Consider the following 13721-nt stretch of genomic DNA (forward strand, 5'->3'; position numbering starts at 1 on the left):
ACTTACCTATTCGCAAGATACATCCATGTCCAAAGTCACTTTCCGACGAGCAATCGTCAATGATGCATCACGCTGCTACGAAATTGAAATAAACGCCTATGAGGGCGAAGAGGCAGCGACGCTCGAAAAAATCGCGACCCGTATCCGCCTATATCCCGAAGGGTTTTTAGTGATGGAGCAGGATGGCCGGATCATTGGTTTCATTAATAGCGGCTGCGCTTATGACGTAATCATGGCTGATGAAAAATTTAAAGAACTCATTGGGCACGATGCGTCGGCTCAAAATGTCGTCATTATGTCTGTCGTTATTGAACCTTTATGCCAGGGAAGAGGGTACAGCACTTTACTGATGGAGCATTTTATAGGCGAAATGAAAAAAAATAATAAGAAAACTATCCATTTGATGTGTAAGGAACATCATGTAGATCTATACAAGCGACTGGGCTTTCGATACGTCAGGCAGTCAGATTCGGACCACGGAGGCATGCTTTGGCATGAAATAGTTATGGAGTTGTAATGGCTCTTGGTAAAAAAAATCACTGCTTTTCCGATATTGTCATTTTTATGGCGTCGACTACTCTTTGTATCAGAAGATTGCTGCCCGTCGACAGATAGGTAATAAAAAAGTCAACACCGTCGACCTCTGGTTCTACCTCAAGAACTTTCAGTTTGCCTGCATTGATGTCAGGTGTGTAGTAGCCTTGAGGTAGCAGAGCGACACCCTGCCGTCTGACCACGAGTCGTGCCAACACATCCATATTGTTGGAGCTGACCGCAATTTGAAACGGAACACCAGCATCTGTAAACCACTTTTTAACAACGGGATAATGATGCGAATCTTCCGGAAATGAGAGAATGGGCCAGTTTGCCAGCCCTTTGGGGTTCAGGCAATGATCGGGAATATTCAATTCGGGGCTGGCCATCCAAACGAACGTGTCGTGGGCGATCAGGTCAAATTTCAAAAGAGGATCTGCAGGCGCACCGGCAACCAGCGCAAAATCCAGTCTTCCTTCGTGCAGATGCTGCAATAAGGTTTGCGTGAGCGCAACGTGGATGCGGATTCTCAAAGTAGGATAGCGTCCTCGCAAATTTGCAATCAGGATTGGTAGCCACGTACTGGCAATATACCCAACTACGCCAAGGCGTAATAGTCCCTCCATGCGATGCGTATCGCCGATTCGTTCTCGTAGATCGCGGGCTCTTTCGATCAGGTCGTGCGCTTCGAAATAAAGAGCTTGCCCTTGCTGGGTAAGTTGATTGCGATGACCTGACCGGTCGAACAGCGTGACGCCAAAGTAATGTTCCAGCTCCTTGACGCGGGCAGAAATTGTAGACTGGGTAATGTGCAGAATGCCCGAGGCAGCTGCGAAGCTGCCTGCATCGACAATGTGAACGAAGGTTTCAAGCAGCTTGATATTCATTGTCACCCATTATAGAAACGCCGGCCATTCTCCCGCAGCCACAAGCGAATCAAGTGTCGCTTACGTTCAGGTTCCTCGTGATCCACGAACCCGGTTCGCCGATGGCCCAGGCGCTTGTTATCAACAATCTGAATTTGCCCTGGCTCAAAGAAGAAATCGCGGCAAAACTGTGGCTCACGCATGATGGATTCCAATGTTTCCAGCGCTGCTTCCGTTGTTGTATCCATGTCATATCCGGCCATCCGATAGCCGTTCACAACGTGCCGATGAGAAAGACGACATGCGAGACGCCCGGCTTTTATTTCCATCAGGGGATGGCTGATGATAGACGGAGCGCTTGGGGAATGTTCTTTCTGTCTGTCAAACAGATAAGGTTCAAATAAGCGACGAACGAGTTCCGGATGTCGCTCAAGCATCTCGTTAAATACCGAATAAAAGCTGACAATGCTGCTTATACCGCCTTCTTTCGCCGGTTGCAGACAGAGTAATGAAACGTAGTCTGGAGGACAAAGATTATAGCTGTTGTCTGTGTGAAAATTTTGTTCCGAATTAGTGACATCAGGCCGCACCCCGTTTCCGGGGGGCCGGCCAAAATCGCGCACATCATATATGAGTTTGCCGTCCCAGCTTTGGGCGACGGGCCGGGACAGCAACTGGGATAGCAACCAATAGGCCAATTTTGCTTCATCTTTCGAATATCTATCGATAGGCAAGCGATCAATAATGACGAAACCAACACCTTCCTGAAGTATCTGGCGACATTCATTCATCATTGTTGTGCATGCAGCCAGCTGAAACATCGCAGGTTCAAGCACTTCCAGCGCTAACGGATTAGCGCGCCATGTTTCTATCGCCTGATTAAGTTCGGACAGACATGCCGCATTGAGGCGCACCAGTCCGTCTTCTGGTTTCAGTGTGTCCCAGCGCCAGACAATAGCCCCCGTTTGCGGTGCCAGTGAACCTTCATTTATTTCGGTGGCCGGGCTTTCATTCAAAATCATTGATGCTGTATCCATGCTTTGTCTCCTTGGTGGTTTGCGATACAAATTTCAGATTTGAAGGGTTTAGTCTAAAGGATGGGATGCCGGTATGTAAGCGGAATCTGTCGATCAATTTTGATCGAAATTATCGATGAATGAGCTATTTACCAGGGTGGAGGATGTCGATAAACGATTGACGATCTCGCCACATTTCTATAATATCCTATTTATCAATCTTTGTGTTTCATATAATAGGATTTTTATCTAAAACCTTCATTCAAATATTAAGATTGATCGGCGGGAAACAAAAAAATCGATATCTATAGAATCAGGAGAGACAAACGATGAGCAAATTTTTATCAACATTGACAACGGCATTTTTACTGCTGGGTGTTTCGCTTTCTGTGCCAGCTCAGGCTGCGGATTACCCTGAAAAAGGCAAAACAATCATGTTGACGGTACCTTTCCCGCCTGGAGGCGCTTCAGACGTCATAGGAAGACTGATTGCCCAAAAACTATCGGAAGCCTGGGGGGTTGATGCGGTCGTGGACAACCGAGCTGGCGGGGAAAGTATGGTTGGCGCATCCGTGGTGGCAAATAGCAAGAAGGATGGCTATCACATGGGGCTCTTCACGCTTGACTTTGTATTGAACCGAATTGTCCATGCCAAAAATCAGTCTTATGATGCAGCGAGGGATTTCACTCCGATCAGTCTGCTGGCCAAGTCTCCGTTGTATCTGGTTGTGAATGGCAAATCTGACATCAAAAATTTCGCAGATCTCAAGAAACTCTCAATAGAAAAACCGGATGGCGTTTTCTACAGCTCTTGCTGCAGCGTGATGAATTTTTCGACCGAAATGTTAAAAAACGCCAGTGGCATCAAAGGCGAACATGTTCCCTACAAAGGAAGCTCTCCGTCAGTAAACGCTGTGGTCGCTGGAGAGACCACGTATGCAATCGATACGCCAGTATCCGTACAGAGTTACATACAGGCAGGCAGGCTAAAAGGATTGGCCGTCACGTCTCGCAAACGTGATCCAAGCTTTCCAGACATTCCAAATCTGAATGAGGTAGGAGTGCCTGGAGATTTTGAGCTGGCGACTTGGTGGGGCATTTTGATGCCATCGGGCGTGCCGAACGACATCGTGCAAAAACTGAACGCGCAATTGCACAAGATTCTTGCACAGGATGATGTGAAAAAGAAACTTGCAGAGTTCGGTGTACAAGTGGCTCCCACGAGCCCCGCTGATTTTGCAAAGCTAATGGAATCGGACTATCAGCGCTATCTACAAGTGGCGAAAGACAATAACTTGTTGTTCTCAGAATAACAACTGAAACTTTGACCTGGAACGAAATTTAAAAATGAGCACAACGAGTCAGTCCTTTGACTATATCGTGATCGGTGCCGGTTCTGCCGGCGCTGTGGTCGCATCACGATTATCCGAAGATCCCAGCATCCGTGTCCTGCTGCTTGAAGCCGGACAGGCCGACACCAGCCCCTTTATCCATATTCCGCTGGGTGTTGGCAAACTGTTGGGAAAAAAAATAGCTATTTGGGACACCGAAACGGTCCCCCAAACAGATATGCACGGAATCAAAGTTAATTGGCCAAGCGGTAAAGTATTGGGCGGGTCAAGCTCGGTCAACGGTATGTTGGCCGTTCGCGGACACCCTGCCCGCTACGACGAATGGGACAGCGCCGGCTGCTCAGGGTGGTCTTATAAGGATGTGCTGCCGGCGTTTATGAAGCTCGAATCTTATGAGGCTGGCGACAAATTGGCTCATCGAGGCAACAGCGGTCCAATCACAATTGTGAAGTCGAAGCCCAACCCTCTGTCTCACGCGTTTGTTCAGGCTTGCGTGGAATACGGTATTCCTTTGACCGAAGATTACAACGATGCGAAATCGGAAGGCGTCTCGCATATGCAAATGAATATGCGCAATGGAAAGCGCTGCAGCACGGGGGTGGCTTATTTGAAACCCGCATCGCATCGGAAAAATCTGACCATTGTGACTGGCGCGACCGTTTCAAGAATTGTATTTAGCAACAAAGTTGCGCTCGGAGTCGAATATTCGACAACGACCGGCAAGGTTATGACTGTCGACGCTAAGAAAGAGATCATCTTGAGTGCCGGCGCCACACGTTCACCCCAGATTCTGGAACTGTCCGGTGTCGGTAACGGCAAACTGCTTCATGACCTCGGTATTCCAGTCGTAGTGGACAATCGTCATGTGGGCGAAAACCTTCAGGATCATTTGATGCCGCGGTTAAATTACCGTTGCAACATGCCCTATACGGTGAACGATTTGCTTCGACAGAAACATCGTTTGTTGGGTGAGTTGGGCAAATATTTCATAAAAAAAGAGGGATTGTTCACCACCACTGGAATAACGGGAACCGCGTTTGTCAGAACGCGCGATGGCTTGGGTTATCCGGATGCTCGCCTTCAGGTCGGTCTGACTAGCGGAACCCAGAGAACGGCAACAAGCATTAAAACAGGAATAGACAATTATTCTGGCTTTCATATCGGCGGCTATTTCCTGTACCCCGAGTCCAAAGGTCACATTCATATTGTTTCTCCAGATGTGAACGTCTCCCCGGCCATTGATCCAAGGTACCTCTCGGCTCAAGTTGACCAGGAAGTGATTGTCAACATTATGAAAATGCTGAGAAAGATTGCTGCTCAACCTTCTTTATCTTCTGTCATTAGCGAGGCAACGCGTCCTCCATTAAGCCTTAATTCTGACGAGGACTTATTGGATTATGCGCGCAGAAACAGCAGCACATGTTGGCATCCGGTGGGGACATGCCGAATGGGCGCCGAGCAGGAATCAGTAGTCGACAATCGAATGCGGGTATATGGGGTTACCGGACTGCGTGTCGTAGACGCATCGGTCATGCCGTTTCAAATGTCAAGCAACACGAATATTCCTTCGATTATGCTGGGTGAACGGGCTGCCGAGTTTATACGTGCGGATGCGTGACGGTTCGGTATGACGGGATAGGGCTCAGAGCAGCTCGTCAAGAGAATAACTTTTAATGGTGACCAAGCGTGGATGCTTATTTTGACTATATCGTAATAGGAGCGGGATCAGCCGGGTGCGTACTGGCCAACCGTCTTACAGAATCTGGTAAGCACTCGGTGTTATTACTGGAGGCTGGGCCAAAGGATACGTCCCCCTGGATTCACATACCGTTGGGTTATGGCAAAGCCGTATATGACGAACGTATCGCCCGGCAGTTTGAGGCGACCTCCAAAAATACGCTCGGCGAGCGCGTCATCATTTGGCCCAGAGGGGTTGTCCTGGGAGGTTCAAGTTCGATAAACGGTCAAATATTCATTAGAGGCCAGCCGCAAGATTACGATGAGTGGGCTGAGGCAGGCAATACCGGCTGGGCCTGGCGTGACGTGCTGCCTTATTTCATTAAATCGGAACATAATACAAGAGGAGAAGGGCCGCTACACGGTACCGGCGGGCCCTTATGGGCCAGCCATATGACTGAACACAATCCGTTAATGGAAGCTATTTTTGACGCCGCTACCGAAATGGGTTTGCCGAGAAACGACGATTTTAACGGGGCCTCTCAAGAGGGAGCAGGCTATTATCAGTTTTTTGTTAAAAATGGCAGACGTTGCAGCGCTGCAGTCGCCTATTTGAAACCTGCGATGCGGCGGGCGAATCTGCACGTGGAAACGGAGGCGCTGGCTGAGAAGATTCTCTTCAAGGACGCACAGGCCACAGGTATTCAGTATCGTCAGCACGGCAGGCTTAAGCACGCCTATGCACATAAAGAAGTCATTGTTGCCGCTGGAGCACTGCAAAGTCCACACTTGCTGATGTTATCGGGAGTAGGCGACGAACAGCAATTGAGAAAACACGGCATTGTACCCGTTCACCATTTGCGCGGCGTGGGTAAGAATCTGCAGGATCATTTCAATGCGAAGCTTGTCTATCGTGTTTCCCGTCCGCTGACGCTCAATGACAGTTTATCAACACTTTCCGGAAAAATAGGCCTGGGCATGAACTATCTGCTCCGGCGCCAAGGGGCATTAGCATGGCCGGCCGCCACGGGAGGGCTGTTCGCTCGCGCGTTGCCGGACTCGCTACGGCCGGATATCCAGTGCCATTTCGGCTTGTTGTCCGCTGAGGGCAAGCGGTACATTCCTCATAAATTTTCCGGAGCCACGCTTCAGGTCTGTCAACTTCGGCCCGAGTCGCGTGGCGAAATTACGCTTAAATCGAACAATCCAGCGGAGCCTCCGCTGATTGATGCGAACTATTTATCAACCGACCTGGATCGGCGATGCATGCTGGAGGGGTTAAAACTGACACGCCGGTTAGCGCAGCAAAAAGCCCTTCAAGAATACTTTACAGAAGAATATCAGCCCGGTAAGGACGTGATGAGCGATGATGATCTGCTCGATTATATCCGCGAGACGAGCGCCACAATTTTCCATCCTGCCGGAACATGCAAAATGGGGGAAGATAAAGAGGCTGTCGTCAATGCAAGGTTGCAAGTACATGGAGTAGCAGGTTTGCGAATCGTGGATTGTTCCATCATGCCTACGCTTGTGTCGGGCAACACAAATGCTCCTGTCATTATGATCGCTGAAAAAGCCAGTGAAATGATTCAAGCAGATGAAGGGAGCAGTGTTTTCGGTTGATGGAACGGGCGAGCACAAGGTGAAAGCGTTTTATATTTACACGAAAATAGGATCATAAGATGAGTCAGAGACGAAAACTACCGCTTGAAGAAGAAGCATTTGACGGAAAAATTGGTGAGACAGCGAAAGAGTCTGTTCAGAGCTTCCCGCAGGTTGTCGCGCCTCCCAAAGGGGCACCCAATATTGTGCTCGTGCTTCTGGACGATGTTGGCTTCGGTCAACCGAGTACATTTGGCGGACCAGTGGAGATGCCAACGTTGGATCGTCTGGCTGGTAACGGTTTGCGATACAACCGCTTTCATACCACGGCAATGTGTACGCCGACCCGCGCTGCATTGCTCACGGGGCGGAATCACCATAGTGTGGGCAACGGTTCCATTACCAATCTGGCAACGGGGTTTCCCGGATACAATTCCATTTGGCCACGCAACGCGGCCTGCATAGCAGAGGTCCTTCGGGCTAACGGTTATGGCACGTCAGCGTTTGGAAAATGGCATAACACACCGGAATGGGAAACAAGTCCTGCGGGTCCATTTGATCGATGGCCAACGGGACTGGGGTTTGATTATTTTTATGGGTTCTTGGGCGCTGATGCGAACCAGTGGGATCCCGTGCTGGTGGAAAATACGAGGCCCGTTAGCAGACCCGCCGACGATCCCCCGATGCATTTGGATGAAGACCTGGCTAATAAGGCGATTTCGTGGATCCGTCTACAGCGGTCCGTGACACCCGACAGGCCATTTTTTCTTTATCTTGCTCCGGGCACAGCTCATTCGCCGCTACATGCGCCAAAAGAATGGATTGACAAATATCGTGGCTGCTTCGATCACGGCTGGGATGAAGAGCGTCGTCGTACCTACGCGCGTCAGCTTGAGATGGGTATTATTCCTCATAACACAAAGTTGACCCCTCGCCCGGCCGAGATACCGGCCTGGGAGGACGGTTCTGAAGCGGAAAAGAGGTTGGGTGCGCGCCAAATGGAAGCGTTTGCAGGCGCTTTATCGCATTGCGATTATCAGATCGGCAGGGTGATTGATGAGCTGAATGTGCAGGGTATTGCTGATGACACATTGGTAATATTTATTGCTGGCGATAATGGTCCCAGTGCCGAAGGCACTCTGATTGGCCAAGTGAATAAGTGGAGTAATTTGAACGGAATGCCCGAGACGCTGGAAGAGCAGTTAGCCAGAATCGACGACATCGGGGGACCGAAGAGCTATAACAGCTATCCGGTAGGCTGGGCATGGGCTGGATCGTCGCCTCTGCAGTGGGTCAAGCAGATTGCTTCGCATCTGGGTGGGACACGTAATGGCATGGTCATGTCCTGGCCAAATGGGATTCTTGATCATGGTAAGCTGCGAGAACAATTCCATCATTGCATTGATATTGTCCCCACGTTGCTGGACGTAGCCGGAATCCCGATGCCGGAAGAGGTGAATGGAGTATCCCAGTGTGATGTGGAGGGGCTTTCCATGACTTACACATTTCAGGAGTCCGAAGTCAAATCTCAACGCACGACGCAATACTTCGAATTGCTGGGACATCGGGCTATTTTTCACGATGGCTGGATTGCGACCGCGCGTCACCAAGGACGCCTGCCGTGGCAGATCGGCGGAGGCAATGCGACCGGCGATTTCGACTCAGACACATGGGAACTCTACAATATAGAGAACGATTTCTCACAGGCAAACGATCTTGCTCAGCAATTTCCGGAAAAACTAAAAGAGCTTCAGGCACTTTGGCGAAAGGAGGCGGTTAAGCACAAGGTCTTCCCGCTGGATGATCGCTATGGTGAGCGATATCATCAAGGCCCGTCTCCGGCTCGCAATCGGACGCACTTTACCTATGCCTCAGGCGTATTCGGTATTCCGGAAGGTAGCGCCCCGAATGTAAAGGGCCGTTCGCACAAGATCACGGCCGACGTCGTTATTCAAGATGCGACAGAAGGCGCCATAGTGGCAGCAGGCGGTCGCTTCGGTGGTTATGCTCTGTACATCCAGAATCAGCGTCTGCATTATGTTTATAACGTTTCCGGGCTGGAGCGGCATCGGGTCAGTTCGGATCACGCGTTACCCGCCGGAGAGCATTGCCTGATAATGATATTTGAATCCGAACGTACGACTCCAGGTTCTGGCGGCGAGGTGATACTCCAGGTTGACGGACAGGAAGTAGGCCGGGGGAAAATTCCACGGACGGTACCAATCCAATATTCCTATACCGAAACATTTGACATCGGCAGGGACAATGGAACGCCTGTGGATGAAGCGTATCGTTCTCCGTTCGTATTCAATAGCGTTATACGTTCTGTGGTCATTGAAATATTGACCCCGCTGAGCGACAAAGAATGCGCGGTCGAAAATCAGGCTCAGATGCGCGCCAGATATGAGAACGAATAGTCGGTGCGGGGCAGGACGGTTCGATTGTAAGTGGTTCTATTGACATGTCATGCCCGTACCAGGGCGCTTGGACTCCAAGACCCGAACAAAGCGTAGACAACATGGATTGAGGTGAAACGGCTGTCTATTCATAATAATGGAGGAGAGAAATGCAAAGAACACTGAAATCGTCCTGGATAATGACAATGACGACAACGCTTTGTATGGCGTTGCCAATAAGCCCGGCATGGGCTGAAAACTATCCTGAGCCTGGCCGAACACTGACGATGGTGGTGCCTTTCGGCCCCGGCGGTGCCTCGGATGCGATCGGACGCGCCCTGGCACAAAAGTTTTCTGAGCAGTGGAAAGTCAATACCGTTGTCGAAAATAAGCCAGGGGGCGAGTTTATGGTCGGGGCTGCCGCGCTGGCCACTGCGAAACCAGACGGATACACGATGGGCTTATTGACGCTGGGGTATGTGCAGAACCAGATCGTCAAACCCAGCCAGCGATATAATCCGATGACCGACTTCGAAACGATAGGCCTGGTTGGCTCGACGCCTTTAGCCCTTGTGGTCAATGGCAAGTCTGATATTTCTTCGTTTAAAGATTTACAGAAACGTTCCGCTGAAGATCCGGCGTCACTGACATTCAGTTCGTGCTGCACTGCTATGTTATTTTCCGTAGAAATGCTCAAGCGTAACGCCGGATTAGCCGGAGCGTATATTCCGTATAAAGGGAGTGTGCCGTCTGTAAATGCAGTTTTGGGAGGCGACACCGTGTATACGATCGATACGGCATATAGCGTGAAGGAATTTGTGAAGGTGGGTAAATTGCGAGCCCTGGCCGTGACGATGCGCGATCGAATTGATGCGATGCCTGATGTGCCGAATCTGACTGAAGTCGGCGTGCCGGGTACGTTTGAAATGGATACATGGTATTACCTTGCCTTCCCAAAAGAAACGCCGTCGGAGTCGATTGAAAAAGCGAACGAGACGCTCAGGAAAATACTATCGATGCCGGATATCAAGAAAAAGTTCGAGCAATTTGTGGCGATTCCCACTTCATCAACTCCCGCAGAGGCGACAAAAAAAATGCGATATGATTTTGATCGATATTCGAAGCTTGCCCGTGAGAATCAACTCAAATTTGAATAACGCTGGAGACGTCTATGTCTGACGTTGTACTTGATGATAATGCCTTACGCAATATGGTCTGGATCGAGGGCGGGTGTTTTGCCATGGGCAGTGACAGCCATTATTACGAAGAAGCGCCTGCGCGCCAGGTAACCGTAGGTGGATTCTGGATAGATGTGACGCCAGTCACGAATGCTGCGTTCACTCATTTTGTGAACGAAACGGGATATATCACGGTTGCCGAACGAACGCCTGACATAGCCGATTACCCTGGAGCGGCCGTTGAAACGCTCATGCCTGGCGCGCTGGCTTTTGTTCCACCTGACGGGCCCGTGTCGATGGACGATCCGTACCGCTGGTGGAACTTTGTGGCGGGCGCAAACTGGCGTCATCCCTACGGTCCGGATAGTTCGATTGATGGACTTTCGGATCACCCGGTGGTGCAGATTGCCTACGAGGACGCGGCAGCGTTCGCTCAGTGGTCGGGTAAGCGTTTGCCGACGGAAGCGGAATGGGAGTACGCGGCACGTGGAGGCCTTGATGGCGCGACCTATTGCTGGGGGGATGAATTGATGCCGCAAGGAAAATTCATGGCCAATACATGGCAAGGTTCGTTTCCCTGGCAGAACCTGGCTCTGGATGGCTACGAGAGAACTTCGCGCGTCGGCGCTTTTCCCGCCAATCAGTATGGTCTATTTGATATGGCAGGCAACGTATGGGAGTGGGTGGAGGATTGGTATGTTGCGCAGCCGCGGGCAAATGCAAGATCCTGCTGCGTTATTGCCAACCCTGCAGGGCCCAAAAAGTCCGATAGCTACGATCCTGTTCAGTCTGACATTGCGATTCCCAGAAAAGTGGTGAAAGGTGGATCGTTTCTGTGCGCTCCTTCTTATTGTGACCGGTTTCGCCCGGCTGCCCGACAGGCGCAGATGATCGATACCGGGGCTTGTCATATTGGTTTTCGCTGCGTCGTCAGATGAAGGGCAGTTGCGATCACTAAATTTTGGTGTGTACGCACGCGTTCCGGCTGTCGCCAGCTCCAATAATGAAGCATCCTGTTTTTGCCTATTTAACCGCAGCTCATGGTTGACAATAAGCTGCCCATCTTCCATAATCCGTTTATTGTATTAATACAACCCAATACAACACAATTCATTGCATGATGAATGTCGCCTCTTGTTTTCTTTGGAAACTGTCTTTTAGTACCGTTTCAATGGCGAAATCGGGATCGATATCTCTTCACGCAAAAACCTTGGATCAGAAAGGGAGATAGCGCATGCGTCTTAACGAAGAGGAAACCGCCATGCTCAATGGCGAGCAGGGTAGTGTATTACAGCGGGCGCTCCAGCATCAGCTGGCGGTCGGCGATTTTTTTGGCGCCGTTGATTTTGTTCCGGTGACTCAGGCTCATATCATGGCCGATACAGAGAGTCTGGGGCAGGCTGGCGTAGTGTGGCTCGAGGGTCTGTCGGATAATTCCGATTCTGCTCGCTCCGTCCGTATTCCCACCATCACGGATCCGCGCGGCACCGATTTCGGTATGGCAAACGAGCTGGGCCAGCGGGACTGGATGCTTGAACTGGAGCGCCGGACAATTAATGCTTTCGAACGCCTTGGCGTCAGCATGACCGACACCTGCATTAATTATCAAACTGTGCTTGCTGCGACGCGCGGCGAACACGTCGCTTTTGGCGATACGGGCGTCGTGATCTATACGAATTCCGTCTGTGGTGCCCGTTCCAATTTTGAAGGCGGGCCTTCCGCGCTTGCCGCCGGCCTGACCGGACGTACCCCGCGCTACGGATTTCACCTGGATGAACATCGTCTGGCGACATTGCGGTTTGAAGTGGATTTTATCCCGCAAAGCCTGAACGAATGGGGGGCCCTGGGTGGCGTGATTGGGCGCGCTGCCGGAAACTATTGGCAGGTACCTGTGATTGAGGGAATCCGCGCCGCTCCGACCTCCGATGAGCTGAAGCATTTCGGTGCCGCGATGGCAAGCTTCGGCTCTATTGCGCTCTTTCATATGGTGGGGGTTACCCCCGAAGCCCAACGCATTGAGGATGTTGGCGGGCACCGTTTGCCGATTCATCAGCGAGTGACACGCAACGACATAGAAGCGCTGACAGCCAGTTACGCGGTGACCAGTGAAGTAGATGTTGTCGTGTTCTCTGCACCACAACTGAGTTTGTACGAACTCCGTTCACTCGCCGAACTCTGCGATGGACGTCAATTGAAGGTTCCCTTGCTCGCAGTGACGAGCCCGCAGGTCGCGCCCGACTCTGAAAGATTCGGATATACCCGGCGAATTGAGCAGGCAGGGGGAGCAGTACTGTCCGGTATGTGCTTTTATCAGTCATACGCGCGTGAAATGGCGGAAGCAAAGGGATGGAAAACCCTGGCAACGAACAGCGCCAAATTGGTCAACATTCTGGGTGGGTACGGATACACGCCCATGCTGGCATCAATGGAGAAATGCGTAGAAGCGGCTGAAACGGGAGAGCTGAGATGAGTGGATTAGTATTGAAAGCAAGGCATGGCCTAGGGGAAAAAGTGTGCGCAGAAGCGCTGGTTGCCAAAGATGGGTTCTCTGCGAGATATGATTTAAATCGCTGGGAAGGGGTTTTCTCGCGACCGGCGCATAAACTGGTGGGTTATTCGTATGTCGGGAGGATACTGGTTCTTGACACAGCCAAAGGCGGTGTGGCCAGCGCCTGGATGCTTCACGAAATGCAATCTCGCAATATGGCGCCTGTGGCGATTGTTTTTAACACTGTCAATCCGATCCTCGCACAGGGCGCAGCGCTTGGTGGCATTACGATGCTCGCGGGCTTTGATATTGACGTCACCCAGGCGGTTCCGCACGGAGCGACTCTTGAACTGGACCCGGCAAAGAAAACGCTGCGTGTTGTGCGTGAAGCTGATGGGGTACCGGTATCCGCTCAGTTTTCACACGGGCAAAGAGAAGCGTCACCCATACACATCTCACCCAGAAATTGATATTGGCGCGCCAATGGCGGCGTCAGCACTGGCGCAAATGAGAGAAGCCCAGGCAGGATGTATCTGCGCGATCAGGCCTGGCTACAATGCCAGGTTGGCTGATCACTGCATGGAATTTGTTATGATGATTCCTTACATCTTA

The 13721-nt window shown here is 51.0% G+C and carries 11 protein-coding genes; 9 read left to right on the top strand and 2 right to left on the bottom strand.

Features of this window, described 5'->3' with window-relative positions; translation table 11 throughout:
* Nucleotides 1-25: 25 nt before the first annotated feature.
* A complete protein-coding gene (locus tag W822_RS35590; RefSeq protein ID WP_024005433.1) occupies nt 26-517 on the top strand; it encodes a GNAT family N-acetyltransferase in 492 nt (163 codons plus the stop codon).
* 19 nt (nt 518-536) lie between these two features.
* On the opposite strand, the gene W822_RS35595 is transcribed toward W822_RS35590, so the two are convergent.
* On the bottom strand, nt 537-1421 hold the full coding sequence (locus tag W822_RS35595) for a LysR family transcriptional regulator (protein ID WP_024005434.1): 885 nt from the start codon (nt 1419-1421) through the stop codon (nt 537-539).
* 2 nt (nt 1422-1423) lie between these two features.
* Nucleotides 1424-2437 carry a TauD/TfdA family dioxygenase gene (locus W822_RS35600; RefSeq protein WP_024005435.1) on the bottom strand — a complete coding sequence of 338 codons (1014 nt, stop codon included), beginning with the start codon at nt 2435-2437 and terminating at the stop codon, nt 1424-1426.
* Nucleotides 2438-2745: 308 nt separating this feature from the next.
* Between W822_RS35600 and W822_RS35605 the strand changes: the two genes are divergently transcribed.
* The 8 genes from W822_RS35605 (at nt 2746) to W822_RS35640 (ending at nt 13579) form a co-directional block, all read left to right on the top strand.
* Nucleotides 2746-3729 carry a Bug family tripartite tricarboxylate transporter substrate binding protein gene (locus tag W822_RS35605; protein ID WP_024005436.1) on the top strand — a complete coding sequence of 328 codons (984 nt, stop codon included), beginning with the start codon at nt 2746-2748 and terminating at the stop codon, nt 3727-3729.
* A 34-nt stretch (nt 3730-3763) separates the two neighbouring features.
* Nucleotides 3764-5386 (top strand): GMC family oxidoreductase, encoded by a 1623-nt coding sequence (locus tag W822_RS35610; protein ID WP_024005437.1) that lies wholly within the window; start codon nt 3764-3766, stop codon nt 5384-5386.
* Nucleotides 5387-5454: 68 nt separating this feature from the next.
* Nucleotides 5455-7068 (top strand): GMC family oxidoreductase, encoded by a 1614-nt coding sequence (locus tag W822_RS35615; RefSeq protein WP_024005438.1) that lies wholly within the window; start codon nt 5455-5457, stop codon nt 7066-7068.
* Between the two features lie 59 nt (nt 7069-7127).
* Complete coding sequence (locus tag W822_RS35620) at nt 7128-9464, top strand: arylsulfatase (protein ID WP_024005439.1); 2337 nt, start codon at nt 7128-7130, stop codon at nt 9462-9464.
* 185 nt (nt 9465-9649) lie between these two features.
* Nucleotides 9650-10600, top strand: a complete 951-nt coding sequence (locus tag W822_RS35625; RefSeq protein ID WP_172642793.1) for a Bug family tripartite tricarboxylate transporter substrate binding protein — start codon at nt 9650-9652, stop codon at nt 10598-10600.
* A gap of 14 nt (nt 10601-10614) precedes the next feature.
* The gene (locus W822_RS35630; protein ID WP_031242837.1) at nt 10615-11559 is read left to right on the top strand and encodes a formylglycine-generating enzyme family protein; all 945 of its coding nucleotides are present in this window, start codon (nt 10615-10617) and stop codon (nt 11557-11559) included.
* Nucleotides 11560-11855: 296 nt separating this feature from the next.
* On the top strand, nt 11856-13091 hold the full coding sequence (locus W822_RS35635) for an aconitase X (protein WP_024005443.1): 1236 nt from the start codon (nt 11856-11858) through the stop codon (nt 13089-13091).
* Nucleotides 13088-13579 (top strand): aconitase X swivel domain-containing protein, encoded by a 492-nt coding sequence (locus W822_RS35640; protein WP_024005444.1) that lies wholly within the window; start codon nt 13088-13090, stop codon nt 13577-13579. Before W822_RS35635 ends, W822_RS35640 begins: the two co-directional genes overlap by 4 nt.
* The last annotated feature ends 142 nt before the right edge of the window (nt 13580-13721 follow it).

It is taken from the genome of Advenella kashmirensis W13003, from assembly GCF_000506985.1.
GTDB classification, from domain to species: domain Bacteria; phylum Pseudomonadota; class Gammaproteobacteria; order Burkholderiales; family Burkholderiaceae_B; genus Advenella; species Advenella kashmirensis_A.